We start from the raw sequence: 26,607 nt of genomic DNA on the forward strand, positions 1-26,607 counted from the left end.
TTAGTGTAATGCAAAGAGATAAGAGATAAAGGGGACAGGCTACTTTAATGAAATTAAGCAATAAATCTTTTACATGTAAAATAATGAATTCTAGAATTCTAGGGGTCAGGGCTAAACTTTTTACTTTCGAGTTATTTTATGTTTATATGTAAAAAATTAAAATAAGGAAAATGATGAGTCATCAGCACAGTTTTTTTATTCAAAATCTTTTTACATGTAAAACTGTATTAAGTAAAAAAGTTAAAAGTTTAGCCCTGACCCCTATTTTTATTGAACTGTCTAAAGAGGGATGAAATATAAAAGAAGTATAGTTTTGAGAAGTAAAGATGCTTTGGTTAAGTACGTTTGCCCAATGCGTCTTTTACCATTCAAAGATTTATACAGCTCAAGTAGCCCCCTACTTTTGAGTCACACAAATACTTTTAAGTGTCTTATTAAAGTCACATTTTAGTCATTATTACCTTAAAATTCATAACGAAAAGTATTATTTTTTATAAAAAATTTTATACTTAGGAAGACAATAATATTTATATCAGTATGTAAAATTGAGTCAATATCGCTAAATACATCTCATCTACACATTATCAATTATTACCGATTTCTCAATTTAAAAGAAGCATCCAAGTCTTCTTCTAAACGGTCTGTTGCATTACTGGGTGTATCAGAAAGTTTTGTTACAGCATCGTATATTTCAGAGTCAAGCCTATAATTGACTGCGGCAAGTGAATCTTCTAATTGAGCTAGATTTCTAGTGCCAATAATCGGTGCTGTTACGGTTGGGTTTGCCATCGTCCAACTAATGGCAAGGGTTCCTGGTTTGACACCCAAAGTTTGCGCGTAGTGAACAAATTGCTCTGCGATTTCATAATATCGTGGATGGCTGTAACGTTTAGCGTACTGTTGTTTTTCAACAATACGCCCTACTGTCGGTTTTGTGCTATTTGAAGAGTATTTGCCACTTAATAAACCTGCCGCTAAGGGGCTGTAGGGAATGACGCCCAATTTTTCGGACTGCGCTAAAGGTAAGATTTCTACTTCTGCTTGTCTCTTGAGTAAATTGTACATCGGCTCAATGCATTCAAAACGGGCTAAACTATTTTTTGCGGAAATTCCTAATGCTTTGGCTATTTGCCAAGCTGCCCAATTACTGACGCCAAGATAGAGTACTTTTCCTTGGCGAACGAGGTCATCAAGTACTCTTAGCGTCTCTTCCATAGGTGTAAGCGGGTCAAAGTGGTGAATAAAATATAAATCAAGTCTATCTGTTTTTAAGCGTGAGAGGCTTTGCTCAATAGAAAGCATAATGTGTCTTCTGGATGAACCAAGTGCATTGACATCTGGCCCAACACGCTGAGAAACCTTTGAAGTAATGATCACTTCATTACGACAATCATGAATGAGTTTTCCAAGAATAAGCTCTGCTCTACCATCGCTATAATTGTTGGAACAATCAAAAAAGTTGATGCCAGCATCTCTACTTTTTTTAAATAATTGAGTGGATACTAGCTCATCAGCCTCACTGCCAAAGGTCATCGTTCCCAAACATAATTCCGATACAAGAACACCTGTATTACCTAAAATTTTATAGTTCATGACCTATTTCCTTCTTACATGAAGATGTCTGATATATTATCGTGTTGAATTATACCTTAGAGAATAGTAGATTGTGAGAATTTGTTGTGTAGCGAGTTTTTGATAGGAAAGCATTAGCTAGAAGCGCTCTTGAAAGGGCATTACTTCTAGCTAAAATTGTGATTTAGATTCCTAAATCTTGGCGTTTAAAGTACTCTTGTCCGACTTTACAGAGTGGACATGCTTTTGGTGGTTTTTTGCCTCTATGAATATGTCCACAGACTTCACAAACCCAAATTTCTTCTTCTTCATCGCTAAAGAAACCATCTGCTTTCATTGCATCTTGCAATGCTTGATATTCACGTTCATGTTCAACTTCAACTTTACCAATAGCATTAAAAAGACGCGCTAATTCTTTGTGCCCCTCTTCTTCTGCGATTTTTGCAAAATCTGGATACATTGTTGTGTGTTCATAATGCTCACCTGCCATTGCAGAATCAAGGTTTTTAAGTGTTATGTCTGTCTCTGCGCCATCAACAAGTTTATGATACGCTTTAAATTCAGCTCTTGCATGCCATTTTTCATTTTCTGCGGCTTCTCTAAAGTGACGTGCAACTGCATGCCAGCCCTCTTCTTGCGCAATATCAGCAAAAAGGTCATATTTATTACGTGCTTGAGATTCACCTGCAAATGCTTTCATTAGATTGACGGCTGTCAAATCACTGGTGATACATGCCATTTCTTGACCACAACATGTAAGCTTTCCACCACCTACATTTTGAACTTCTACTTCATTACCACATTTACTACACTTGTATGTCTCATACTGTCGCATCTTAACTCCTTTAAAATTTATGATGAAATTCTAGAACAAGTAAACTTAAATACTAATAAATAGTAATTGATAATTTTTATTATTTAAAACAACTTTCTTTATTTTATTCAAAAAAAGTATATTTTACATAGTTTAATACATAAAATAATATGTATTAAACCTTTTTTTTATGGTTTATGATCTTATTTCGAATATTTTTAACAATTCCGTAAAGGGTAATGATAATCCAAAATACCTCAATAAGAAAGGAACCTAAATTAAAATGGACTAAAAGTGAAGCAATAAGCGCTATTGCACCCATGAGATTAAGTAACTGATACTGTAATGAATGAACATTGTATCTGCCGATTTGTAATAAAAAATAGGCTAAAACGATACAGAGCATCCCTGCAAAACCTAATAACTGAAAAAAATCCATATCAATCGATACCATCTCTATAAAATACCTTTATGGTGAAAAAAAGCTTCAATCACTTTGAGTGAAAATGCTTTATCGTATGTGTATAATTCTTGCCAAGTCTTGCCTTCAAGAAATACATTGGTTTCAATTTTGTATTTATTTTTTGTTGCCTCGACAAATTCCAATACCATGCTAAATAAAAGAGCATATTGCGCAGCGGTAAAATGTTTCAACATATCAAATAAGCGGTAATAATTTACCATCTTTTTACTCGATTCTTCTCCCATTCGAAGGGACCAAATACGCCCAGCAAACTCATGCTGATACTCAACACCGCTTTTTACATGTAAAGCAAATTCACGAAACCCTCGCATCAAAGTATCTTTGGGAATATAATGGTCAATATTGTGAAAAAAAAGATAGATACTAAATAAAAAAAGGTCTTCAGAACAAGGGGCATGCTTTTTGATCTCTTCGCATGTCTCTTTTTCTACAAGCAGTTGCATCCTAAGATAGGCTAAGTGTTTGACACGCCAATTCTCTTTTTCTTTTGCCCTTTTTTGCCACTCGATTAAAGTAGGCCTAGGGATTAAAAAACGCTCTACTAAAGGCTTATAAGACGTTTGCATGGCTTTTTCCTTAGTCGAAATACATTATTTTAGTGCATTTTTAGAAATATTTCAATACATCAGGTGTAAATAAGCTTTAGGTTTTACATATGTATATCATCTCTTTTTTAAATAAAGAGATGATATACATTAAATTATTTTTAAATATGAAAATACTTTAAAAAAGAAGGGTTATTTTCAACCAAACCACGTTCTATCAGGCTTTTAATCGTTGCTTGGTCACAGTTGGTATCGCCTGGCCATTCTCTGCTATAACCATCAAGAGCCGTTTTTGTGGTTGCGTCAATTCCAATAAATTCTTCTTCCATAAAAATATCACGTAAAGCATCAATATTATTGACAACACGCCAAACAAGCATATAGGCATTATCAACGTCATTCCCCTCTTGATCCACGAGAATTATCAGTTTCATATGCTCGCGTAAATGTTTTAGCGCTTCATAAACCTCTTTGCCTGCCCTCTTCTTCTCTAATGCAATAATCGTAATGGGAGTTTTTGTCTCTGTTTTATACTGTTTGAGTGCTTTCGCTTCAGGAACATGTGTGGTAACCTTCAATAAAAGCTCAGCATCGCTAAGAAGTGCTTTCGCTGGTGTATCTATGATGTCACCTGTGCAATCAACACCTAATTTACCACCAAACAATGCATTGGGTGATGCATGATCTAGTGCGTCGCAAACTCCTTCACTGATTAAAAGACGTTTTGCACTGATTCTATTTAAAATATAATCACTAATCTTTTCATAATCTCCCAATTCAGGTGCATTCTCATCTACAAAAATAGCATGCTTGACAAAACTCATCTGCCCCACGCCCCAAAACGCATGCATAAACTGCTTTGCATGCCCAGGATAGAGTACATTCATCTTTGCCAAAATCAGATTGTGAAAAACACCATTTTCAGGCATGTTATAATCAATCAAATCAGGTGCTGTTGTTTTAAGAAGTGGCAAGAAGATACGCTCCGTTGCCCAACCCATGTATTTATCTTCAAGGGGTGGTTTACCCACAACCGTTGCTTGATAGACAGGCTTCTCTTTTGAGGTAATGCACGTTACGTCCATAACAGGATACGGCTCTTTTAGGGTGTAATACCCTGTATGGTCGCCAAAAGGTCCTTCAATCTCCATCTGTGTTGGATCAACCCAACCCTCAATGACAATATCCACATCTTCTGGTACATAAATCGGGTTGGTAAGAGATTTGACCAATCGTGCATTTTCATCTTTAATGAAACCATAAAGCAATAATTCAAACATACCAATCGGCATAGGCGCTTGTCCACACCAAATATATAAAGGGTCACCGCCAATGCCAATGCTCACAGGCATTTTTTGACCTGCCTTTTTGTACTCATGGAAGAAATGCGCGCTGTCTTTATGAATTTGCCAGTGCATACCAAGGCGTGTTTTATCATATACTTGTAAACGGTACATGCCTAGATTTTGCTTCGTGCCGTCTAAACTTTGTGTATACACTTGTCCCATGGTGATGAAAGGTCCACCGTCCTGAGGCCATGTTGTCACAATAGGAAAATCGTATAAATTAGGTTCAGTGAAAACTTTACTTTGACAAATACCCTTACTTTTTAGGCGCTTCGGAAGTGCATTTTTAAGATTAAACAGTGTTCCAAGCATTCCTAGCTTGTCCATAAACGAAGTGGGTGGTTTCATATGCATTAGCGCTTCAATACTCTTGGCGACATCATCAGGATTTTTACCAAAAATAAGTTCGGTTGCTTTTGTAGAGCCAAAAACATTCATCAGCACTGGCATATCAAACGTTTTATCGAGTCTTTTACTCACGGGATTGGTAAACAATAACGCTTTAGAATCCTCTTTTTTAACTTCAATATAGGCTAAATGAGGGATTTCAAGGTCAATATCTAAAGCTTCATCAATGACGCGAAGAAGATTGTGCTGTTTTAAAAGATCGATAATTCGTTGCAATGGCGTACCTTTTTAGTTTTATAAAATCTCATTCAGAGCAATTGCTTCTGCACGCTCTAAAAGCGCTTTAGCGCCTTTGTCAATCACATTTTGAGCCAAAGCCTTACCCAGTGTCGCAAAATCATTTTTAGAGGCACTTAAACTCTCACAAATCATCTCTGAACCATCAGGAAGACCCAGAATGGCTTTTACATGTAAAGAGTCACCTTCGATTTCTGCATTCACGCCAATCGGCACTTGACAACCACCTTCCAGCAGCGTCACAAAATCACGTTCTACACGTGTTTCGATAATCGCATTTTCATCATTCAAGACAGAAACCAAGCGCTCAACTTCAGCATCACAGACAATTTCAATTCCAAGAGCCGCTTGACCGGACGCTGGAATCATGAGCGTTTTAGAGATAGGTGTAAAAAATTTCACTTCACTGGCAAGTCCTAGACGATTAATTCCCGCACTCGCCAAGATGATGGCATCAAATTCACCCTCTTTTAGTTTACGAATACGTGTATTCACATTGCCGCGAAGGTTTTTGATAACAAAATCAGGTCGCATTTTTAAAAGTTGCATTCTACGTCTTAAACTCGTTGTTCCAACCACAGCACCCTTTGGAAGTTCCTCTAAAGAGCTGTATTTTTCAGACAGCATTGCATCGCGTACGTCTTCACGTTTCGTAATGACCCCTAGTTTTAAACCTTCAGGAAATTCCATAGGCACATCTTTTAGGCTATGCACCGCGATATGCGCTTCACCTCTGAGCATTGCTTCTTCAAGCTCTTTCGTAAAAAGCCCTTTGCCGCCAATTTTTGCTAAAGGCGTATCAAGGATTTTATCACCTTTTGTCATCATGACGGAAAGTTCGACTTCTAGACCGGGATGGGCTTTTTCAAGCGCTGCTTTGACGTGCTCTGATTGCCAGAGAGCGAGTTTACTACCACGCGTAGCGATGATTAATTTTTTCATTTAGACTCTTTCAAAAATTTTCGATACTGATGCTTTGTCTCATCTTTTTTACCATCAAAATAGATGGTTGGTGTGCCATTCACCATTAATGCATTGGCAAGGGTTTCATCTTCAACGACACGTTTTAAAATCGCTTCTTGATTGATTTCACTAAGCGTAAAGTTTTTTCCAAATGTCTTATTGAAAATATCTAAGATTTTTTGTTCATCTTTTTCTTCGATATCCAAATAAGCTTTATAAACCTTTTGAGTAATCTCTTTATCGCCCTTCTCTTCTGCTAGAAGCATTGCTTTTACCAATGTGGGCGATGCCGGGTGAATATTGAGTGGAAAATGGTAGTAAAACAGAGCAAATGTCTCAGGGTTCTTTGTAACATCGGCTAAGACTTCAGGCACAAAATCCATACAAAAGGGGCATAAGGGGTCACTAAATACAACAATTTTATGTGGCGCGTCAAAATTGCCGGCTAAGAGATGTTCTTTATTGTAGGCTTTAGGGTCCATATCCAGTGAAAAACGCCCTTTGATACTTCGACCATTATTTAAATCAGCAAAATCTTTGCTCATTAGCGTGCCATTGGTAAAAATCATATCATTGACAGAAATCGTTTTCCCTTGTTGTTTGGTCAATTTCAAATCAATGCGTACAAAATAAACCATCCAACCAGTAATATCTTTTAGTGCTTCTTTTTTGATAATCACCACTTTATCGAACGTATAATTTTCATTAGGAGCTATGGCTTGTTGTAAAAATTTGACAACTTTAGGGTCGTAATTATCGTCGTTACCACTAGCCCAAAGTGAAACACTACTTAATACGATGATGCTCGTCGTCAAGAACTTCAACATCAATGATCTCATCTTCTCTTCCTTGTGTGTAATGATGCGGAGGGTTTTCCTCTTTTACATGTAAAAATTTTGAAGCAAACAGAGTAACAATAGAACTAAATTGCAAAAGAAGGCCTACTATATCGCCCAAAAAACCAGGCAAGATAAATAAAATAGCCCCTACAATTGCCCATAAATTTAAACGTTGAAATGATTCAATGCTAATCTCTCCTTGAACCAGTGCATTTAGGTTTTGCATGAGCGTCACACGCATATTGGCGAGAAGAATCAGACCGACCAAGGCCGAAATCACCAGTTCAAGAAATGTCGCAACGGCACCAATAGAAGAAGCTATATTGACCGTCACAAAAACCTCTAAAAAGAGATAGATTAAAAAATATTTCACGCGAGTCGTTCCTTCAATGCAGCTAAAGCATCTTCTTTTTTGAGAACTGTTTTTTCCAGCGTTTTACGTTCAACAATTTCAACAAATCCCTCTTCAAGTTCCTTTCCTACAATCAGTGCGTATGGAAGGCCAATGAGTTCATAGTCTTTCATTTTAAAACCAAAACGCTCATTTCTATCATCGAGCAGAACATTGAAATGCGCTGCTTTTAAGGCTGCGTAAATTTCTTCTGCGTAACTGTTTTGTGCTTCATCTTTGACATTCGAGACAATGATGTCTAAAAGATAAGGAGCGGTTTGCTTATTCCAAATACACCCTTTATCGTCATGGCTCGCTTCAATCATCACCGCAACCAATCGACTCACACCAATGCCATAACATCCCATATAAAACGGTTGTGCTTTGCCGTTTTTATCCAAGAAAGTCGCACCCATCGCTTTAGCGTATTTTTGTCCAAGTTGAAAAATGTGCCCTACTTCGATGCCTTTGGTTACACCTAGTTCTCCACCACAGCATTTACATGTATCTCCCGCTTTAACCGCGGCTAAATCAGCATAACGTTCTTCTTTAAAATTAAACATGGAAACGCCAACCATATGATAATCCACTTCGTTGGCACCACAGATAATATTTTTCGCCTCTTTGAGTTCAAAATCTATGTAAAATTTTACACATTCTAATCCAATAGGTCCTATAAAACCTGCTTTAAGCCCTGCACGTTCGACTTCTTCAAGGCTTGCATCCACAAGGTCAAGTGCGCCACACGCATTTTGGGCTTTGGTCTCTTGAAGCTCATCATTGCCTCTGACAAAGAAAACAACAACCTCTTCTTTATCCACATAAACGGCTTTTTTTACCACGGCTTTAATACTATAAAACGGATCAACTTTGAAGAAATTGCACACATCTTCAATCGTTTTCATATCAGGTGTTTTAAACTTAGAGAGGTTGGCTTCGGGAGCTTCGCTTAACGTCGTTTTAGGAGCACGCTTTGCTGCTTCGATATTGGCAGCATACGCACATTTCTGACACACAACGATATCATCTTCACCGTTTTGAGCCAGCACCATAAATTCTTTACTTCCACTTCCACCAATCGCGCCACTATCCGCTTCAACAGCTCTAAAATCAAGTCCCAAACGTGTAAAGATTTTGGTGTAGGTTTTTTCCATGACATCAAACTCTTTTTTCATACATGCTTCGTCTTCATGAAAACTGTACCCATCTTTCATCGTAAATTCGCGACCTCTAAGAAGTCCGAAACGAGGACGTGCTTCATCACGAAACTTCGTGGTAATTTGGTACAAATGAAGCGGTAATTGTTTATAACTGTTGATGCGATTTCGAACGATATCGACAACGACCTCTTCATGCGTTGGTCCTAAAACAAACTCATTTTCTTTTCGATCTTTAAAGCGACATAACTCTTTGCCAAAGACATCATAGCGTCCACTTTGTTTCCAAAGCTCCGCAGGTGTGACCACATCCATTTGAATCTCTTGCGCACCTGTTTCATCCATCTCTTCTTTGACGACATTTTTGATTTTATCAAAAACGATTTTTCCCATCGGCAAAAAGTTATAAAGCCCACTTCCTACTTGAGAGATAAAACCGCCACGCACCAAATATTGATGACTCGGAAGCGTTGCATCTTTTGGCGCGTCCTTTGTTGTTGGTGCATACAGTTTTGAAAACTTCATTATTTCATTCCCCCCATTTGGTATTCACATTTATATAAATTCATTCGTTTTGTTTGATCTTCATTGATATTAAAAATGTATTGCACTGCTTGGACAATCGTATCGGCTTCTGGTTTTTCAGCCACTTCTTTTAAATTTTTAGTTGCAGAATGTAAAAACGAGTTAAAAGCATGGTGCATGACTTTCGCTACTTGGTCTTGCAACTCTTCAGGGATATACCCTTTTTTGATTGCTTTTTCGAGTTCTTGCAGTGAACACTCTTTTGCATTATCGCGAATCTCTTTGATAATTGGGTCCACGCACATGCTTTGAAGCCATTTAAAAAAGTCCATTGTAGAGCGTCCAACGATACTATACGCTATCTTGGCTTGTTCTTCTCGAAGCGACATATTGCGATTGACAATCTCTTCAAGATCATCCACGGCATAGACCTGTAAGTCTTTATGTTCTTGCACATCTATATCGCGAGGTACGGCAATGTCGAACCAATAGCGTGAAAATTCTCGCTCTTCCACCATATCATCGGTAATGACGCTGTGTGGAGCTCCTGTTGCGGAAAAAACAAGGCGATAACGATTGATAAATTCTGTGAGTTTTGAATAAGGCGCAACCGTTGCAAGCTCGCCTAATTCAGCGGCAAGTTCTTGGGCACGTTCAAGGTTTCGGTTAATGATGATAATATTCACACCATTGGATATTAGATGTTTAGCCGCTAATTGACTCATCTCCCCTGCTCCAACAACCAAAGCTGTTAAACCACCTAAGTTGCCCAATAAATCTTTAGCTTTATTCACCGCGACACTGGAGACGGAAACGGGGCTTTTAGAGATGTCTGTACGACTGCGCACTTCTGCCGCACAACGAAACGCATGGTGCATCGCACGACCTAGTTTTTGACCACAATAGTTGTTTTCAAAAGCATATTTAAAAGCATCTTTTAGCTGTCCTGCAATTTGAGTTTCCCCAATAACAAGGCTATCAAGAGACGAACAGACTGTAAAAAGATGATGAATAGCACCATTATCTTCGTACACATCCGCATGCCCTTCTAATTCTTCGCGTGTTACATTAGCAACATGGCTTAAAAGGTCTAACGCGTCACTCAGCGCAGACTGACAATCCGTAACGCTGGCAATGATTTCTACACGATTACAGGTAGAAAGTAAAATCACTTCATTCACTGCCGCACAGGCTTTAAGTGTTGCCATAAAATGACAGCTCTTCTCTTCCGAATTAAACGCTAGTTTTTCACGAATCTTGATATCAGTATTCTTGTGTGTAAAACTAATGGTAAGATAGTGCATTAAAAATTCCTCTCAATCATCTCTTTCATAATTGAAGATAAACCGACATCTTCTTCTTTCTCAATTGCATGTAATGCCTCAAAACCAAGTTTTTTGGCGTAATCAATGGTATCGACGATAGCATTGGTTTCTTGCATTTTCGTTTTAATCCATGCCGCTTGATTAGCATCTAAGGTTACACCAAACAGTGACAGGAGTATTGTTTTATCGTGGTCATTTAATCGTTGATACATGTAAACGTAAGGAAGCGTTGTTTTGCCCTCTTTAAAGTCATTCAAAGAAGGTTTGCCAAGTGTTGCGCTGGATTCGGTAATATCAAGAACATCATCAATAATTTGAAATGCGAGTCCAAGATTTTTACCATAAAGAGCATAAATAGCGCTGTCTTTGCCAGCCAGTAAAGCAGCAGCTTTTGCAGAAGCTTCTATCAACGAAGCTGTTTTTTTATAAATCATATCGAAGTAGCGTTCTAAATTATCGTTAAAGGACTGTGCTAATTCAACATCTAAAAGTTCGCCTACGGAGAGTAACGCAACCGCATGAGAGATGCTGTAAGCAACTTCTTGAGGCATGGATGTTAATTCGCTAAAACCTTTTGAATAGAGAATATCACCTAACATAATGGCTGTTTTGTTGCCAAAAAGTGCGTTAATAGACTCTTCGCCACGTCTGGTAAACGCATCATCTATGACATCATCATGCAGTAAACTCGCCGCATGAATCAACTCAACAATGGCAGCAAGTTTCAATGAAAATTCACTCACGCCTGCAATTTTTAAAATAAGCTTTGCGCGTAGGCGTTTGCCCTTGGGAACTCTATGGAAGAGTTCAACACTTCTGGCATCACCTAAAGATGAAACCATCTCTAACATCAAATTTTCTACTTTTTCCAGCACGTGCGGTCCTACTTTTTATTAGGCTGACGAAATTCAACCTCAATGCGATCTTGAATATCGGCTATAAATATATCTAAAATTGCCTCATGATTACTTTGATTAAAGTCACTAAAAACAATTTTGGCATATGTTTTTGAAGCAATACGATTGGTGCCATCAGGCAATAAAGGTATTACAACATTTTTTAATGGATTGTGCTTCTCAAGAACGTATTGTGTCGGATAACCTCTATAATTGACTAAAAGCGTCAGCATATTATTGGTAAACAGTGTCCAACGTAAACGAAGGAGGTATTCGTTGTTGGGATTGTCTGCCGTTGGTTTCTTAGTGACCTCTTTACGATTGATTAGCATTAACCCTGGTTCGTCTTTTTTGAGAATGAATTGATGTTGGTATTTAAACGGCTGTTCTGCATAGGCGCAATGCGCTAAAACCAACCATCCCAAAAAAATATGGGTTATTTTACTCATTTTGAGTTAATATTTCCCCAACGGTTGCAATAAAAAGATCATTATTGCGATGCAATATCGCATCAGGTTCTTCAAAAAGGGTTGTACGAATGGCTTGTTCCGTTGCTTCCTCACCCATTTCTCTTTCAAGTAATAGTTCCATCGCACAATAACGATCAACAAGTTCGAGCAGTTTTGTTTTTACTAATTCTCTATTGGCATTAAAGAGAATATCAAAAAACTTACTCTTAGGACTCCCCATAAAAAAATCATCTTCGTCTTCGTATAACATGTAAACTCCTGCTATTTAAACCATTCGATTATAGCTCGTCTCTTCTGAAAAAGCGCTTCTAAAATAGAACAGCGCACGATTTTAAGCACTAACACTCTGTTAGTAATGATGAAAAATATAGGCAAAAATTGCCATCTTAAAAGTGCCTATATATAGTTATTTACATATAATTATACATATAATAATCTGTATAATTTATTGCGTTAGTAGAGAGGTGTCATTCGTCACTTGGCGTATTATTCTTTTTACAAGTAAAAGCAGTTATCACATTTACATGTAAATATAGTTGAGCAAATTCTACCCTCCCCTCTCAAAAAAATATACCCTACTTTTTTAATCATTAGTTATTTTATCAAATTACTTGACATTGATTTAAAAATAGTCTATACTTTCAGCAACGAAACAAAAAAAGGATTTTTTATGAATCAAGAAACACTCGCTCTACATTACGGATATGACAAACAGCAGTTTGGAACAATGTCAGTACCTGTGTATCAAACAACTGCTTATGATTTTGGAAGTGCAGAAACAGCGGCAAATCGTTTCGCTCTTCGTGAGCTTGGACCTATTTATACACGTCTTAACAATCCTACAACGGATGTTTTAGAATCTCGTATCGCTGCTTTAGAAGGCGGAGAAGCTGCCATCGCGACAGCCAGTGGACAAGCTGCCATCTTTTTTGCAATCGCCAACCTTGCAGAAGTGGGCGATAACATTATTGTTGCTAAGAAAATTTACGGTGGTGCTACAACACTATTGACACATACGATTAAACGCTTTGGTATCACTGCCAAAGTTTTTGATAGCGATAATGCCGATGATTTGGAAGCTTTGATTGATGATAAGACAAAAGCCATTTTCTTTGAATCACTTTCAAATCCGCAAATTGCGATTCCTAATATCGAGAAAATTGTTGCGGTAGCGCAAAAATACAATATTATCACGGTGTGCGATAATACCGTTGCTACGCCTATTTTATTTCAACCATTACTCCATGGTATTGATGTAAGCGTTCACAGTGCAAGTAAATATATCAGTGGACAAGGCACAGCGCTTGGTGGTTTAATCATCGAGGCAAAAGGTCTGAACGCAAAATTAATTGATAATCCTCGTTACGCACATTTTAATGAGCCAGATGAGAGTTATCATGGACTCGTTTATGCAACATTGCCATTCCCTATTTTTTCACTCAGGATTCGTCTTTCACTCATTCGTGATATTGGAGCAACGATTTCTCCATACAATTCGTGGTTATTGATTCAAGGCTTAGAAACGTTGCCGCTTCGTATCAAAGAGCATTCACACAATGCGTATAAAGTTGCTTCATTTTTGAAAAAGCATCCAAAAGTCAAAAGTGTCGCGTATCCTGCATTAGAGAGTGATCCTTTACATGAAAGAGCTAAAAAATATTTTAAAGATGGATTAACATCAGGCTTGTTAAGCTTTGAAGTAGAAGATTTTGAGAGTGCAAAACATGTTTTAAACACAACAAAACTCTTCTCTGTCGTTGTAAACATTGGTGATTCAAAATCGATCATTACCCATCCTGCGAGTACGACCCATCAGCAGCTCTCTCATGATGAGTTAGAAAAAGCAGGCATTAAAGAAGGTGTCATTCGTCTGAGCATTGGACTTGAAAATGCAGACGATTTGATTGAAGATTTAACGATTGCATTAGGGTAAGGAGAAATTATGTCATTATTATCAACCAAAGGCATGTATGGCTTAAGTGCCATGTATCAGCTTTTTTTATCAAAAAGTGATAAACCCATGCAAATTAAAGAGATTTCGGCGAAAGCTGAAATCCCACAAAATTATCTTGAACAACTTTTAATTCTCCTTCGTCAAGCAGGACTTGTTACAAGTGTTCGAGGAGCATACGGTGGGTATTTACTTGCAAAAAATGCTCAAGATATTTTAATTAAAGATATTTTGATTGCATTAGAAGGAACGCTTGCTGTCATCGATGGTGAGACGAAAGACCCTATTTTACAAATTTTTTATACCGAGAGCAATGCTAAATTGCAAGAAATCTTTAATTTTCCATTATCGGACTTTGAGATTTATGCCGAGCGTTTTAATGCTCAACTTAACTACAGTATTTGAACTTGAAAGGATTAAATTATGTATGCAAACAACGTAACTGAACTTATTGGCAATACACCTCTTGTGAAGCTAACCCATGCATCGAAAGCTTCTAACGCACTTGTCCTTGGCAAATGTGAGTTTCTTAATCCTTCACATTCTGTGAAAGATAGAATTGGCTTTAATATGATTAAAACAGCTCTGGATAAAAAACTAATCGATAACAATTCGGTTATTATTGAGCCAACCAGTGGCAACACAGGCATTGGACTTGCGACTGTTTGTGCAAGTTTAGGACTAAAACTCATCTTAACAATGCCTAGTTCTATGAGTTTAGAGCGTCGTAAGCTTCTTGCCGCTTTGGGTGCAGAATTGGTCTTAACAGAGCCTACACTGGGTATGAGAGGGGCTGTGGATAAAGCAGCAGAGCTTTCTAAAGAGATACCAAACTCATTCGTACCACAGCAATTTGCCAACGAATCCAACCCTGCGATTCACTATGCGACAACGGCTGAAGAGATATGGAAAGATACCGATGGCAAAGTAGATATTTTTATCGCTGCGGTGGGAACAGGAGGAACCATCACAGGAACAGGTAAACGTCTCAAAGAGCTCAATCCAAATATTAAAATTATTGCTGTTGAGCCAGACACTTCACCTGTGCTTTCAGGGGGCAATCCTGGACCACACAAAATCCAAGGCATTGGGGCTGGTTTCGTACCTGCTGTTTTAGACACAAAAATTTATGATGAAGTCATTAAAGTGAGCTATGACAATGCCATTGAAACATCACGCAATCTGGCCAAACAAGAAGGACTGCTTGTCGGTATTTCAGCAGGAGCCAATGTCTATGTAGCATCAACAATTGCGCAACAACCAGAGAACAAAGGTAAAACAATTGTTACTATTTTGTGTGACACAGGTGAGCGTTATTTAAGCGCTGGATTATATGAGTATAAAGAGTCGTAACCCGACTCTTTCTCTTTATTTTAATCTTTTACACAGCCTCTCTTTTAATTTTTTTATGGTACTATTTTCCATCTGCGTAAAGGGGCATACGTTAGGATGAAAAGAATTCCAAAAGCTATACTAAAGAGACCTATATTACTAGGTTTCATCACATTTACTATTAACTTATTTATGAGCACCGTTCCTGTCATTATGCTGCATAATAAGCATGTGGAACACTACTTAGCCTCCTTCCCGGAAAACCAATACATGAGTACGCAATGGTTATATGACCAACAAGCCATTGTGCATACAGCGTTGATTTATTCTTTTATTTTAACCGTCATTATCTCGACACTTGTCACACTCTTAGCCTACTTTTTAAAAAAAAGTTACCTAGAAGTTGAAAATCTATCCCATTTCGATGGTTTAACAGGATTGTACAATCGTTTGATGTTTGTCACCATTGTTCATAAGGAAATTCAAAAAATCAAACGTTCACAAAATCAACTTTTTTTAGTTATTTTAGATATCGATGATTTTAAGCCTATCAATGACACTTATGGGCATTTGGTGGGTGATGAAGCTATTAAAACAACCGCTCAAACGCTTCGTTATTTGTTACGCGCTTCAGATACCATCGCTCGTTTTGGTGGTGATGAATTTGTTATTTGCATTGTTGATGAAGATAAAAATGCTGCTTCTCATATTGTGAATCGTATTTTAGAAGAGTTTAACAATAAAACAATTCCTGTCACACGAAATCAAGAAAATCAAGACCTACAAATCAATCTTAGTATAGGTTATACCTCGTATAAGCAAGAAGATGATTTTAACATCATGCTACAAAGAGCAGATCAAGCGCTCTATATCTCTAAAGAAGCGGGCAAAAATACGGCAACCTATCTTGCTTAAACCAAGTCTTACCCCTCTTTTTGTATAATCTCCCAAAAATTCTATAAGGCAACATACGATCATGAGTGAAAAAAGTACTGTTTATACCCCCAAAGAAATTGAAGAAAATTACTATAAGATTTGGGAACAAAGAGGCTATTTTGAAATTGATGGCAATAAAAATATTCAAGAAGAAGGTAAAAACTTCTGTATCATGATGCCACCTCCAAATGTCACAGGAAGCCTCCATATCGGACATGCCCTTACATTTACTCTACAAGATATTATCACACGTTATAAACGCATGGACGGTTTTAAAACGTTGTGGCAACCGGGAATGGATCATGCGGGTATTGCGACTCAAAATGTTGTCGAGAAACAGTTGCTCGCTCAAGGCATTAAAAAAGAAGAACTCGGACGTGAGAAATTTTTAGAAAAAGTCTGGGAATGGAAAGCGTACAGTGGTGGACAAATTTTCAATCAAATGCGAAAACTTGGAACTTCTCCTGCATGGAGCAGAGAACGCTTTACGATGGATGATGGACTTAAAAATTCTGTTAAAAAAGCGTTTGTTAAGTATTACAAAGAAGGACTTATCGTTCGTGGTAACTACATGGTCAATTGGTGTACTCATGATGGCGCCCTCAGTGACATCGAAGTGGAATACGAAACCAACAAAGGTAAATTGTATCATTTAAAATATTTTCTGAAAGATTCCAAAGACTTTTTAGTCGTTGCGACCACGCGTCCTGAGACTTATTTTGGCGATACTGCTGTGATGGTACACCCTGAAGATGAGCGCTACAAACACCTTTTAGGGAAAAAGGTTGTTCTACCCCTCATTGGTCGTGAAATTGAAATTATTGCCGACGAGCATGTTGATATGAGCTTTGGAACAGGCTGTGTTAAGGTCACTCCAGCGCATGATATCAACGATTACGAAGTTGGAAAGCGTCATAACCTAGAGTTTATTACTATTTTTGATTCCAACGGTATTTTAAATAACTTTTGCGGTGAATTTCAAGGCTTAGAACGTTTAGAAGCACGTGCTCCAATCATGGCAAAACTTGAAAGCGAAGGCTTTGTGGATAAAGTCGAAGATTATGAAAACCAAGTAGGTCACTGTTATCGTTGTAAAAATGTGGTAGAACCTTACATTTCTAAACAATGGTTTGTTAAAAAAGAGATCGCCGAAGGTGCAATCGAAAAAGTCAATCAACACTTAGCAGAGTTTTATCCAAGCCACTGGCTCAACTCCTACAACGCGTGGATGAAAGAGCTTCGTGATTGGTGTATCTCACGCCAACTGTGGTGGGGGCATCAAATCCCTGTTTTCTACTGTGATGCATGTGGACATGAGTGGGCAAGCGAAGAAGAGAGTGAACAGGAATGCCCTACATGTAAAAGTACCAAAATCCACCAAGACCCAGATGTTCTAGACACTTGGTTTAGTTCAGGTTTATGGCCTTTTTCAACTTTGGGTTGGGAAAATGGTGATGTTTTTAAAGGTGAAAAATGGAATGAAAGCGATTTAAAAGATTTCTACCCAAATACCTTGCTCATTACTGGCTTTGATATTCTCTTCTTCTGGGTTGCACGTATGATGTTTTCAGGCGAACATACTTTGGGTGAGCTTCCGTTTAAAGATATTTACCTTCACGCACTCGTCAAAGATGAACACGGTCAAAAGATGAGTAAAAGTAAAGGCAACGTCATCGACCCATTGGTGACGATTGAAGAATACAGCGCCGATACCTTGCGCTTTACCCTGGCTATTTTAGCCGTTCAAGGTCGAGATATTAAGTTAAGTGGTGAGAAGTTAGAACAAATTCGCAATTTTACGAACAAACTTTACAACGCTTCACGCTTTTTATTGATGAATGCGTCTTCATTTGAAGATTTAGAGAACATTGAGATTCAAACAGCGCTGGGGGCTTATATGAAAAGCCGTCTCGCCGTTGCGATGCAAGAAGTACGCTCACACTTTAGCGATTATCGCTTCAACGATGCGGCAACGACACTCTATCGCTTCTTGTGGGGTGAATTTTGTGACTGGGGAATTGAGCTCAGTAAAGCTGACAAAAGTAGCATGAAAGAACTCGGTGCCATTTTTAAAGAAGCGATGAAACTTTTACATCCATTTATGCCGTTTATCTCTGAATTCCTCTACCAAGAACTGTCAGATACAACACTCGAAGAGAATGAATCTATTATGGTAAAACGCTACCCTCACGCGCTTCAACAAGACAGTGAGATTGAAAGAACATTCGAATTGGTGATTGAAGCGATTGTCGGCATTAGGCGTGCCAAAGCCAATATTGATCTTGGAAACAAAAAAATTGAACATGCCTATATTAAAGTGGCAAATGCCAATAGTTTAAAAGATGCTATTAAATACATTAGTTTATTAGCAAAAGTTGAAAATATCGACTTTACAGAGGAAAAAATCGCGAACTCAGCTACAGATGTTGGGGATAATGTTGAAGTATTTATTCCACTTGAAGGTGTTGATTTAAGTCCGATTATTGAACGCTTGAATAACCAAAAAATCAAACTTGAGAAAGAGATAGCAAAGCTCTCAGGTATGTTGTCCAACGAGCGTTTTGTTGCCAATGCACCCAAAGAGGTCATCGCCGAAAATCAAAAAGGGCTTGAGGATGCTAAAGCCAAGATGGACAAAATCGAAAACGAACTGCATTCATTAGGGAAGTAACAGATAAAATTGAAGAATCATTGATAAAGGAGAACATAATGCGTTTTGTCTTAGCAATTTTTGCTTTTATGTTAAGCTTTGTATCGGCACAAGCGGGTAATGATAACAAAGTTTATACACTCACCCTTGCTTCAACATGGGGAGAACAAGTTCCTTTTTTAGGAACAGCACCAACAACATTGGCTCATACGGTTGAGCAAATGTCCAATGGTCGATTGAAAATCAAAGTCGATTTTCCAAATAAACACAAATCTCCTTTTGGTGTTATGGATATGGTTAAAGCAGATCAATATGATTTGGCTTATACTGCTTCGTATTATTATAAAGGGAAAGATTATAAGCTGGTTTTCTTTACAACTGTCCCCTTTGGTATGCTCATTTCTGAACAATATGCCTGGTACAATTACGGTGGTGGTAAAGAGTTAGCTGATAAAGTTTACGGCCAACATGGTCTTATCTCATACCCAATGGGAACAACCGGTATGCAAATGGGCGGTTGGTTCAAAAAGGAGATTAAATCTTTAGCCGACCTCAAAGGCTTAAAATTTAGAATTCCGGGGCAAGGCGGCGAAGTCATGGCACGATTAGGCGTGAATGCGATGAGTACACCTCCTGGTGAGCTTTACACGGCGTTAGAACGCAATACAATTGACGCTGTTGAGTGGATCAGCCCTGTTTTTGACTTTGCTATGGGTTTTCATAAACTTGCCAATTATTACTACACGGGATGGCAAGAACCAGCAAGTGAAATTCAATTACTAGCCAATAAAAAGAAAATTGAAAAATTACCGGCGGATTTAAGAGCGATTTTAGAAGTAGCGATTAAAGCGGTAGGAAGTCAATTAATGGACCAAGCAACCAATGCAAACGCTGAAGCTTGGGCAAATATTTCAAAAGAATACCCTAATGTTCAAGTCAAACAGTTTCCACCGGATGTTATGGCAGCTTTGAAAAAGGCAGCACGTGATATTGAAGATGAGCAAGCGGCAAAAGACCCTGTTTTTAAAGAGATACTAGACTCTCAACGCGCTTACATCGCAAAAGTCCGTCCTTGGACATTGATGGGCGATTACGGCTACCTCAAACAACTCGGACAGTAATAAATTACCATGAGAGGACTTTACATGTAAAGTCCTCTTGCATTGATTTAAGCCTTAGGTCTAAAAGGCTTAATCACCTCTTCATGACATGTAATAAAAGGCCCTTCTAATAAATCAACACAATAAGGAACCGCTGGGAAAACAGCATCTAAACATTCACGGATGGATTTTGGTTTTCCAGGAAGATTAATAATCAGACATTTTCCTCTAATTCCAGCTGTTTGACGAGACAAAATGGCGGTTGGAACATATTTGAGGCTTACTTGACGCATCAATTCACCAAAACCTGGCATCATTTTTCCACAAACGGCTTCAGTAGCTTCTGGTGTCACATCTCTCAGTGCTGGTCCTGTTCCACCTGTGGTAACAATGAGGCAGCAATGTTGCACATCCACCATATCTTTGAGTGCCTCTTCAATCAATGTCTGCTCATCTGGAATCACTTCATACACGCTTTCCCATTCGCAAGAAAGATATTCACTCAGTGTTTGAATAATGGCTTTGCCAGATAAGTCTTCATAAACACCCGCGCTTGCACGATCAGACACGGTTAATATGCCAATTTTAATTTGATTCATTTATCTCTCCATTTTAAATTCGAGTAAGGTCGCGACGGTCTTGGTATAAGGAGCATCGACATCTACTTGATGCAATGCACGAATCACAACACCACAGATTTCTTCTATTTCCAACGCTCTTTTGTGTTCTAAATCAACCAACATGGAAGGCTTAATAGAATCAAACTGCTTGATTAAAGCAAACATTGCATCGACATCATCTTGCGATATTTTAACATTCAATGTTCTTGCCGCATGAGCCGTCTCTTGCATGAGTCCATACACTAATGCCGCTAGCTTTTCCGATTGGAACAATACGCCTGTTTTCACTTCTAAAAGAGCGCACAAGGCATTCACGCCATTGTTGATAATAAGCTTTTTCCATAACTCTTGTTTGATGTCATACGTTGTTTGTGTTGGTATGCCAGCATGATTTAAGGCTTGCACCAAAGCTTCCAAAAATTGTTCGCTTTCAGTGGTTGAATGCATCGTACCCAAAATGGTTTCAGCAGGTCCAACGGCTTCTATGTGTCCAGGGGCAACCACATGGGCACCAATTTTGCGTGTTAAACCACCGATGATAAACTCTTCGGCAAAATAATCACTCAAAATTGCTTCATTTTCTACACCATTTTGAAGGGAGATGATAGAAGGAGGCTTGATTTGACCTCGAAGCCATTTGGCTAAAGAGATGGCAATATCACGCGTTGCCGTTGATTTTGTGGTCAAGATAATAGCATCAAAGAGCGTGGGATCACACTCCATCAACGCTTCTATACCCATGGCTTTAATTTTTTGCGTAAAATTCAGCGTTGGATGCTTTACATGTAATCCATACGTTTGTAATGCGTTTAGATGTTCACCTCTTGCGATGAAAGAGACTTTATGACCTGCTTCTAGAAGCTTTGCACCAAAATAACTCCCAACGCCTCCTGCGCCTAAAATAATAAACTTCATCTTATTTTTTTAAACGAACTCTCACACTCGCTTCATGCGCGCCAAGTCCTTCCGTATGTGCCAAAAGCGCACACGCCTCACCAATTTCATCAATCCCTTGCTTGCTCATACTGATGATGGACGAGCGTTTTAAGAAGTTCTCAACACCCAAAGGAGAATAGAACTTTGCCGTTCCACCCGTTGGCAAGGTATGATTAGGCCCTGCGATATAATCACCTATAGGCTCAGGCGTATACGAACCCATAAAAATAGCCCCGGCATGGTGAATCTTAGGTAAAAGATCAAAAGGATGCGATGTAACAATTTCTAGGTGTTCAGGGGCAATTTGATTCATCAAAGAGACGGCTTCATCCATGTCCGATGTAACAATAATCGCCCCGCGCTCTTTAATCGAAACTTCTGCAATCGCTTTACGTGATAATGTCTCTAACCATGTATAAATTTCGGTACGCGTTTTTTCGGCAATTTCCAAAGAAGGTGTAATTAAAATAGAGCTTGCCATCTCGTCGTGTTCGGCTTGCGAGAGTAAATCAATGGCCAAAAGATGCGGATCGGCACTGGTATCTGCTAAAACGCCGATTTCGCTTGGTCCTGCAATCATGTCGATATTGACTTCACCAAAAACAAGCTTTTTTGCCGTCGCAACAAAGATATTGCCAGGACCGGTAATCACATCAACTTTTGGAATACTCTGCGTACCATATGCCATCGCAGCAATGGCACTTGCGCCTCCTACTTTAAAAGCCTTTTTAATCCCACAAAGATGCATTGCGGCAAGGAGTAAAGGATTTAACTCATTATTAGGTGCAGGCGTACACACAACAACCTCTTTAACACCTGCCACAATTGCTGGAATCGCATTCATTAAAAGACTGCTCGGATAAGCTGCTTTGCCACCTGGAATGTACAGCCCTGCACGATCTACGGGAGTTACTTTTTGTCCAAGCACCGTTCCATTTGCTTCAAAATCAAGCCAAGATTTTGGTAACAGTTTTTCATGGTACGCATAAATACGTTTATACGCAAGTTCTAGTGCAGTTTTGAGCTTATCGTCTAGTGCATCGTAGGCTTTTTGCATCTCGTGTGTTGAGACTTCTAGGGCGCCATCGCTTTCAACATGCCATTTATCAAATTTTTCAATATGATTTTTTAAAGCGCCATTGCCTTCAGCCTTAATTTCAGCGATAATATTTAAAACAATTTTTGAGACATTTTCCATATCCATGTTCCCACGTTTTAAAAGCACATCAAACTGAGCTTGAAAATTGGGTTCACTGGTTTTTAAAAGTAACATTGTCAATCCTGTATAAAAGTTCTTTATTATAGCATATTTGCCTTACGAGCATACCGAGCCAACATGGAAGCATTGCCTAGAAGTCCTCCTTGATGCAAGTAAATCGGTGTCCCTTTGAGAGATTTATGATGTTCTAAAAAGACATGCCATCCCACAGGGTCATACACCAAATCAAACTCTACGCCCATTTTTTCTTTCAGTTCTTGCCAAAGCATAAAAAGCTCTGGATACAATTTTCCGTAATGAAATTTCTGGGAGCCCTCTAAAATAATCGGTAAAGATGTCAAACCATGGTCTATCATCTGCCATTGCTGCTTTAAATAATCACTGTTGCCAACGGTAGGACATGTATACACGAGAAAAGGAAGATGTTTTTGTAAAAAAAGTGCCGTTGTGCCAGTCCCCGATGGTAAAAAAAGATACGGGTCTTCAATACCATGCGTTGCAACATCTTGGCACAATTCTTGCGCTAAAAGAGCAATGCCCTCTTCCGCTTCTTTTTGCCTTCCACCCTCTTTGACATGTAACGTATGCGCATCAGACCATTTGAGAATTTCGACATCACGCTCATGGCTTTCGATAAGCTTCATGCCATTAGCAAGTGCTGCTTGATAATTTCCTATTGGATTGTTTTTGAGAAAAGAAGGAAGATGGTCACAGCAATAAATAAATTCCCACCCTTTGTGCTTTGCTAAAACCGAAAGGGAATACATTGCATTGGATTGGTTGGAGCCAGAGCTAATAACACGCTGGATGTGAGGAAAATCATGCGATAGAAAATAGTAAAACTTTCGCGCCTTATTACCCGAAAAATGTTTATCTAAAAGGTCATCGCGCTTAATGTAAAAAATCTGATGGTTAAAAGAGTGCTTTTCAAAAGCAGAGGCTTGAAATAACATTTACATGTAAAAAGAAGAAGCCTCTAAAGAGGCTTCTGTGATGATTATTAGCAACGGTTGAGACAATTAAGGTCTTCAAACGCCTTAAGAAGACGCGCTTTGACCGCCTCTTCACCAGGGCGAAGCCATTTGCGGGGATCATAATATTTTTTATTCGGTTTATCGTCACCTTCTGGGTTACCAATTTGGCCGTGAAGATAAGGAGCGTATTTTTCAATATAGCCCTTAACGCCTTCCCAAAATGCCCATTGTGTATCCGTATCGATGTTCATTTTAATGACGCCATAGCTCACAGCTTCACGAATATCAGCAAGCTCACTACCGCTTCCACCGTGAAATACGAAATTGACGGGTTTTGCATCGGTTTTAAATTTTTCTTCAATATATTTTTGAGAGTTATCCAAGATTTTTGGTGTTAGATTGACATTACCCGGTTTGTAAACGCCATGAACATTTCCAAAGGATGCGGCAATTGTAAAATTAGGACTAATGTTTAAAAGCTCTTCGTATGCATACGCTACATCTTGTGGTTGTGTATAAAGCGCTGCGTTATCCATATGTGTGTTATCCACACCATCTTCTTCGCCACCCGTACAACCAAGCTCAATTTCCAATGTCATACCAATTTTACTCATACGTTTGAGGTAGGAAACACAGGTTTGAACATTTTGTTCTAACGGTTCTTCTGAGAGGTCTAGCATGTGAGAGCTATAAAGCGGTTTACCCGTTTTAGCAAAATGTATTTCACTTGCGCTCAAAAGCTCATCAATCCATGGCAATAACTTACGTGCCGCATGGTCAGTATGTAAAATAACAGCCACGCCATACGCTTCTGCGAGTGTATGAACATGCAATGCCCCACTAATAGCACCAAGCACGCCTGCTTTAAGTCCATTAACGCCTTTTCCTGCATAAAATTCAGCGCCACCGTTGGAAAACTGAACAATGACAGGAGAATTGGCCGCCTTGGCTGCTTCTAACACAGCATTAATCGAATTTGTTCCTACGACATTGACGGCAGGGATTGCAAATTGGTTTGCTTTCGCGATGGCAAACACTTTTCGTACATCATCACCCGTAACAACACCTGGTTTCACAAAATCAAAAATTTTTGCATTCAACATGAAAACGCCTTTTTTATTTTGATAGGTCTTAGTTGCAAAGCCTAGCAAGCTACGCTATGCACTAAGACTTTGCCTTTTTAAGGCAGATTTGACACATTTTAGACGTAAAACTCATAAAAGCCTACACCCAGATAAAACAAGAGCAATGCTCGCTGTTTTGGTAAGAAGCTTACCTAATAAAAGAAGGTAAGCTTGTGTTATTTTGAGTTATTTGATAGTTACTTTCGCATTTTGACGTAATTTTTTTGCTTTTTCAGAAACTTGTACACGGAATTTTTCCATTTTCAAGCCATTTTCAATTTGTGCTTTAACAGTATCAAATGATGCTTTTTCAGCTGGTTTTGTATCTTCAACGAGGATAACATGATAACCAAATTGTGTTTGAACAGGCGTTTTAGTGATTTCACCTTTTTTAAGTGCGAATGCAGCATCTGCAAAAGGTTTTACCATTTGATTTGCAGCAAACCAACCAAGGTCACCGCCACCTTGACCACTTGGTCCTGTTGATTTAGTTGTTGCTAACTCAATAAATTTATCATTAAGTTTTTGACCACTTAAACCTTCAAGTTGTTTGATAACATCTTTTGCTTCTTCTTCTGTTTTAACAAGCACATGTCTTGCTTTAACAGTTGCGGGTTGCATAAATTTATCAGCATTTTTATCATAATAATCTTTGACTTCTTTACTATCGACTTTAACGCTGTCAAAGATTTTTTTCATCCACATTTCAAGGGCAAGATCACTTTTAATACGTTTAAGCGCTTCAAGGTACTCTTTGTCTTTTTCTACACCACTTTTAACAGCTTCTGTTGTTAAAAGTTTACGCTCAACTGCTTGCTCAACAATTTTTTGTTTAGCATCAGCAGGAAGACTCTCAAATTTTGCACCTTGCATTGCACGCATCAGTACAGCAATGTCTTGGTCATTCACATCTTCACCATTAACGGTTGCATAAACGGTAGCATTTAAACTCACACCAAGTACTGCAGCAGCAATACTACTTAGAATAACTTTTTTCACTCAAATCCTTTGTGTTTTAGTTCGCGTATTGTACCCCAAATCTTATTACGATTTCTTAAACAAAGTGTTAATTGCTAGGATTGTCGCTATAATTCTTCGAAAAAAAACAAGGTTGTCAATGAAAAAAGCTACGAAAGCAGAAATTGCTCGGATTAAAGCACTTTTTTTAGAGAACTATCCTAAAGCGGTTACGGAACTAAAGTATAGTTCCTTATACGAATTATTGGTCTGCGTTATGCTCTCAGCCCAATGCACTGATAAACGTGTAAACCTCATCACACCCGCTTTATTTGAACGCTATCCTGATGTCACAGCACTTTCAAAAGCAAATCTCGATGACATTAAATCTTTTATTAACTCATGCTCTTTTTTTAATAACAAAGCGGTCAATCTTCTTAAAATGGCACAAAAAGTTGTTGAGGAGTATCAAGGAGAAATTCCATTAGATGAGCACCAATTGGTTTCATTAGCAGGTGTCGGACAAAAAACAGCGCATGTGGTGATGATTGAATATGCAAAAGCGAATTTAATGGCAGTGGATACACATGTTTTTCGCGTTGCGCACCGCTTGGGATTATCACAAGCCAAAACAGCTATTAAAACCGAAGAAGAGCTTACAAAAATTTTTCAAAGTGACTTGGATATTTTACACCAAGCCATGGTACTGTTTGGAAGATATACGTGTAAGGCTATTAAGCCGCTTTGCGACGATTGCTTTTTAAAAGAATACTGCAAAACGACACAAAGCTTTAAAGTTTAAACAAAGATGGTAACGCATTAATTAAGACCAATGA

At 38.5% G+C, this 26,607-nt stretch carries 26 protein-coding genes; 7 read left to right on the forward strand and 19 right to left on the reverse strand.

What is annotated here, in order from left to right; genetic code table 11:
• Positions 1-591 precede the first annotated feature (591 nt).
• From AC5SLP_RS12335 to AC5SLP_RS12395, 13 genes are all read right to left on the reverse strand, one after another.
• Positions 592-1,593: an aldo/keto reductase gene (locus tag AC5SLP_RS12335; RefSeq protein WP_495255460.1), complete on the reverse strand. Its 1,002-nt coding sequence runs from the start codon at positions 1,591-1,593 to the stop codon at positions 592-594.
• Between the two features lie 163 nt (positions 1,594-1,756).
• Positions 1,757-2,407 (reverse strand): ferritin family protein, encoded by a 651-nt coding sequence (locus AC5SLP_RS12340; RefSeq protein WP_495255461.1) that lies wholly within the window; start codon positions 2,405-2,407, stop codon positions 1,757-1,759.
• A 154-nt stretch (positions 2,408-2,561) separates the two neighbouring features.
• Complete coding sequence (locus AC5SLP_RS12345) at positions 2,562-2,840, reverse strand: CBU_0592 family membrane protein (protein ID WP_495255462.1); 279 nt, start codon at positions 2,838-2,840, stop codon at positions 2,562-2,564.
• Between the two features lie 2 nt (positions 2,841-2,842).
• Complete coding sequence (locus AC5SLP_RS12350; RefSeq protein WP_495255463.1) at positions 2,843-3,436, reverse strand: hypothetical protein; 594 nt, start codon at positions 3,434-3,436, stop codon at positions 2,843-2,845.
• A 140-nt stretch (positions 3,437-3,576) separates the two neighbouring features.
• On the reverse strand, positions 3,577-5,385 hold the full coding sequence (locus AC5SLP_RS12355; RefSeq protein ID WP_495255464.1) for a menaquinone biosynthesis decarboxylase: 1,809 nt from the start codon (positions 5,383-5,385) through the stop codon (positions 3,577-3,579).
• An 18-nt stretch (positions 5,386-5,403) separates the two neighbouring features.
• On the reverse strand, positions 5,404-6,348 hold the full coding sequence (hemC, locus tag AC5SLP_RS12360; RefSeq protein ID WP_495255465.1) for a hydroxymethylbilane synthase: 945 nt from the start codon (positions 6,346-6,348) through the stop codon (positions 5,404-5,406).
• Complete coding sequence (locus AC5SLP_RS12365; protein WP_495255466.1) at positions 6,345-7,208, reverse strand: DsbA family protein; 864 nt, start codon at positions 7,206-7,208, stop codon at positions 6,345-6,347. The genes hemC and AC5SLP_RS12365 overlap by 4 nt, the downstream gene beginning before the upstream one ends.
• Entirely contained in the window at positions 7,156-7,581 is a 426-nt protein-coding gene (locus tag AC5SLP_RS12370; RefSeq protein ID WP_495255467.1) for an FxsA family protein, read from the reverse strand. Before AC5SLP_RS12370 ends, AC5SLP_RS12365 begins: the two co-directional genes overlap by 53 nt.
• The gene (locus tag AC5SLP_RS12375; RefSeq protein WP_495255468.1) at positions 7,578-9,281 is read right to left on the reverse strand and encodes a proline--tRNA ligase; all 1,704 of its coding nucleotides are present in this window, start codon (positions 9,279-9,281) and stop codon (positions 7,578-7,580) included. Before AC5SLP_RS12375 ends, AC5SLP_RS12370 begins: the two co-directional genes overlap by 4 nt.
• The gene (gene hemA / locus AC5SLP_RS12380; protein WP_495255469.1) at positions 9,281-10,585 is read right to left on the reverse strand and encodes a glutamyl-tRNA reductase; all 1,305 of its coding nucleotides are present in this window, start codon (positions 10,583-10,585) and stop codon (positions 9,281-9,283) included. Before hemA ends, AC5SLP_RS12375 begins: the two co-directional genes overlap by 1 nt.
• Positions 10,585-11,478: a polyprenyl synthetase family protein gene (locus AC5SLP_RS12385; RefSeq protein WP_495255580.1), complete on the reverse strand. Its 894-nt coding sequence runs from the start codon at positions 11,476-11,478 to the stop codon at positions 10,585-10,587. The genes hemA and AC5SLP_RS12385 overlap by 1 nt, the downstream gene beginning before the upstream one ends.
• A gap of 11 nt (positions 11,479-11,489) precedes the next feature.
• Positions 11,490-11,951: a hypothetical protein gene (locus AC5SLP_RS12390; protein WP_495255470.1), complete on the reverse strand. Its 462-nt coding sequence runs from the start codon at positions 11,949-11,951 to the stop codon at positions 11,490-11,492.
• Entirely contained in the window at positions 11,944-12,222 is a 279-nt protein-coding gene (locus AC5SLP_RS12395) for a DUF2018 family protein (RefSeq protein WP_495255471.1), read from the reverse strand. Before AC5SLP_RS12395 ends, AC5SLP_RS12390 begins: the two co-directional genes overlap by 8 nt.
• A gap of 420 nt (positions 12,223-12,642) precedes the next feature.
• Here AC5SLP_RS12395 and AC5SLP_RS12400 point away from each other — a divergent pair, with 420 nt between their 5' ends.
• The 6 genes from AC5SLP_RS12400 to AC5SLP_RS12425 all read left to right on the forward strand — a co-directional run bounded on the left by AC5SLP_RS12400 (position 12,643) and on the right by AC5SLP_RS12425 (position 19,962).
• On the forward strand, positions 12,643-13,905 hold the full coding sequence (locus AC5SLP_RS12400) for an O-acetylhomoserine aminocarboxypropyltransferase/cysteine synthase family protein (protein ID WP_495255472.1): 1,263 nt from the start codon (positions 12,643-12,645) through the stop codon (positions 13,903-13,905).
• A 9-nt stretch (positions 13,906-13,914) separates the two neighbouring features.
• Positions 13,915-14,328 carry an RrF2 family transcriptional regulator gene (locus AC5SLP_RS12405; RefSeq protein WP_495255473.1) on the forward strand — a complete coding sequence of 138 codons (414 nt, stop codon included), beginning with the start codon at positions 13,915-13,917 and terminating at the stop codon, positions 14,326-14,328.
• A gap of 18 nt (positions 14,329-14,346) precedes the next feature.
• A complete protein-coding gene (gene cysK, locus AC5SLP_RS12410) occupies positions 14,347-15,276 on the forward strand; it encodes a cysteine synthase A (protein WP_495255474.1) in 930 nt (309 codons plus the stop codon).
• 249 nt (positions 15,277-15,525) lie between these two features.
• Positions 15,526-16,170, forward strand: coding sequence for a GGDEF domain-containing protein (locus tag AC5SLP_RS12415; RefSeq protein ID WP_495255475.1), 645 nt, complete (start codon positions 15,526-15,528; stop codon positions 16,168-16,170).
• Positions 16,171-16,231: 61 nt separating this feature from the next.
• Positions 16,232-18,862 (forward strand): valine--tRNA ligase, encoded by a 2,631-nt coding sequence (locus AC5SLP_RS12420; protein ID WP_495255476.1) that lies wholly within the window; start codon positions 16,232-16,234, stop codon positions 18,860-18,862.
• A 38-nt stretch (positions 18,863-18,900) separates the two neighbouring features.
• Positions 18,901-19,962: a TRAP transporter substrate-binding protein gene (locus AC5SLP_RS12425; protein WP_495255477.1), complete on the forward strand. Its 1,062-nt coding sequence runs from the start codon at positions 18,901-18,903 to the stop codon at positions 19,960-19,962.
• Between the two features lie 47 nt (positions 19,963-20,009).
• On the opposite strand, the gene mog is transcribed toward AC5SLP_RS12425, so the two are convergent.
• From mog to AC5SLP_RS12455, 6 genes are all read right to left on the reverse strand, one after another.
• Entirely contained in the window at positions 20,010-20,540 is a 531-nt protein-coding gene (gene mog, locus AC5SLP_RS12430; RefSeq protein ID WP_495255478.1) for a molybdopterin adenylyltransferase, read from the reverse strand.
• Positions 20,541-21,476 (reverse strand): ketopantoate reductase family protein, encoded by a 936-nt coding sequence (locus AC5SLP_RS12435; RefSeq protein ID WP_495255479.1) that lies wholly within the window; start codon positions 21,474-21,476, stop codon positions 20,541-20,543.
• Between the two features lies 1 nt (position 21,477).
• The gene (gene hisD, locus AC5SLP_RS12440; RefSeq protein WP_495255480.1) at positions 21,478-22,770 is read right to left on the reverse strand and encodes a histidinol dehydrogenase; all 1,293 of its coding nucleotides are present in this window, start codon (positions 22,768-22,770) and stop codon (positions 21,478-21,480) included.
• A gap of 26 nt (positions 22,771-22,796) precedes the next feature.
• Positions 22,797-23,669: a 1-aminocyclopropane-1-carboxylate deaminase/D-cysteine desulfhydrase gene (locus tag AC5SLP_RS12445; protein WP_495255481.1), complete on the reverse strand. Its 873-nt coding sequence runs from the start codon at positions 23,667-23,669 to the stop codon at positions 22,797-22,799.
• Positions 23,670-23,716: 47 nt separating this feature from the next.
• Positions 23,717-24,793 (reverse strand): class II fructose-bisphosphate aldolase, encoded by a 1,077-nt coding sequence (gene fbaA / locus AC5SLP_RS12450; RefSeq protein ID WP_495255482.1) that lies wholly within the window; start codon positions 24,791-24,793, stop codon positions 23,717-23,719.
• Positions 24,794-25,000: 207 nt separating this feature from the next.
• On the reverse strand, positions 25,001-25,813 hold the full coding sequence (locus AC5SLP_RS12455; protein ID WP_495255483.1) for a peptidylprolyl isomerase: 813 nt from the start codon (positions 25,811-25,813) through the stop codon (positions 25,001-25,003).
• Positions 25,814-25,931: 118 nt separating this feature from the next.
• Between AC5SLP_RS12455 and nth the strand changes: the two genes are divergently transcribed.
• Entirely contained in the window at positions 25,932-26,573 is a 642-nt protein-coding gene (nth, locus tag AC5SLP_RS12460; RefSeq protein WP_495255484.1) for an endonuclease III, read from the forward strand.
• Positions 26,574-26,607: the final 34 nt, after the last annotated feature.

The organism is Sulfurospirillum sp. E15m (genome assembly GCF_059415145.1).

Excerpts from the sequence above, each read along its gene's own strand:
- AC5SLP_RS12340 (WP_495255461.1), bottom strand. The coding sequence starts at position 2,407 with ATGCGACAGTATGAGACATACAAGTGTAGTAAATGTGGTAATGAAGTA.
- cysK (WP_495255474.1), top strand. The coding sequence starts at position 14,347 with ATGTATGCAAACAACGTAACTGAACTTATTGGCAATACACCTCTTGTG.
- hemA (WP_495255469.1), bottom strand. The coding sequence starts at position 10,585 with ATGCACTATCTTACCATTAGTTTTACACACAAGAATACTGATATCAAG.
- AC5SLP_RS12400 (WP_495255472.1), top strand. The coding sequence starts at position 12,643 with ATGAATCAAGAAACACTCGCTCTACATTACGGATATGACAAACAGCAG.
- AC5SLP_RS12415 (WP_495255475.1), top strand. The coding sequence starts at position 15,526 with ATGAGTACGCAATGGTTATATGACCAACAAGCCATTGTGCATACAGCG.
- hemC (WP_495255465.1), bottom strand. The coding sequence starts at position 6,348 with ATGAAAAAATTAATCATCGCTACGCGTGGTAGTAAACTCGCTCTCTGG.
- AC5SLP_RS12390 (WP_495255470.1), bottom strand. The coding sequence starts at position 11,951 with ATGAGTAAAATAACCCATATTTTTTTGGGATGGTTGGTTTTAGCGCAT.
- AC5SLP_RS12365 (WP_495255466.1), bottom strand. The coding sequence starts at position 7,208 with ATGAGATCATTGATGTTGAAGTTCTTGACGACGAGCATCATCGTATTA.
- AC5SLP_RS12395 (WP_495255471.1), bottom strand. The coding sequence starts at position 12,222 with ATGTTATACGAAGACGAAGATGATTTTTTTATGGGGAGTCCTAAGAGT.
- hisD (WP_495255480.1), bottom strand. The coding sequence starts at position 22,770 with ATGTTACTTTTAAAAACCAGTGAACCCAATTTTCAAGCTCAGTTTGAT.
- AC5SLP_RS12350 (WP_495255463.1), bottom strand. The coding sequence starts at position 3,436 with ATGCAAACGTCTTATAAGCCTTTAGTAGAGCGTTTTTTAATCCCTAGG.
- nth (WP_495255484.1), top strand. The coding sequence starts at position 25,932 with ATGAAAAAAGCTACGAAAGCAGAAATTGCTCGGATTAAAGCACTTTTT.
- fbaA (WP_495255482.1), bottom strand. The coding sequence starts at position 24,793 with ATGTTGAATGCAAAAATTTTTGATTTTGTGAAACCAGGTGTTGTTACG.
- AC5SLP_RS12435 (WP_495255479.1), bottom strand. The coding sequence starts at position 21,476 with ATGAAGTTTATTATTTTAGGCGCAGGAGGCGTTGGGAGTTATTTTGGT.
- AC5SLP_RS12375 (WP_495255468.1), bottom strand. The coding sequence starts at position 9,281 with ATGAAGTTTTCAAAACTGTATGCACCAACAACAAAGGACGCGCCAAAA.
- AC5SLP_RS12405 (WP_495255473.1), top strand. The coding sequence starts at position 13,915 with ATGTCATTATTATCAACCAAAGGCATGTATGGCTTAAGTGCCATGTAT.
- AC5SLP_RS12335 (WP_495255460.1), bottom strand. The coding sequence starts at position 1,593 with ATGAACTATAAAATTTTAGGTAATACAGGTGTTCTTGTATCGGAATTA.
- AC5SLP_RS12345 (WP_495255462.1), bottom strand. The coding sequence starts at position 2,840 with ATGGTATCGATTGATATGGATTTTTTTCAGTTATTAGGTTTTGCAGGG.
- AC5SLP_RS12445 (WP_495255481.1), bottom strand. The coding sequence starts at position 23,669 with ATGTTATTTCAAGCCTCTGCTTTTGAAAAGCACTCTTTTAACCATCAG.
- AC5SLP_RS12420 (WP_495255476.1), top strand. The coding sequence starts at position 16,232 with ATGAGTGAAAAAAGTACTGTTTATACCCCCAAAGAAATTGAAGAAAAT.
- mog (WP_495255478.1), bottom strand. The coding sequence starts at position 20,540 with ATGAATCAAATTAAAATTGGCATATTAACCGTGTCTGATCGTGCAAGC.
- AC5SLP_RS12425 (WP_495255477.1), top strand. The coding sequence starts at position 18,901 with ATGCGTTTTGTCTTAGCAATTTTTGCTTTTATGTTAAGCTTTGTATCG.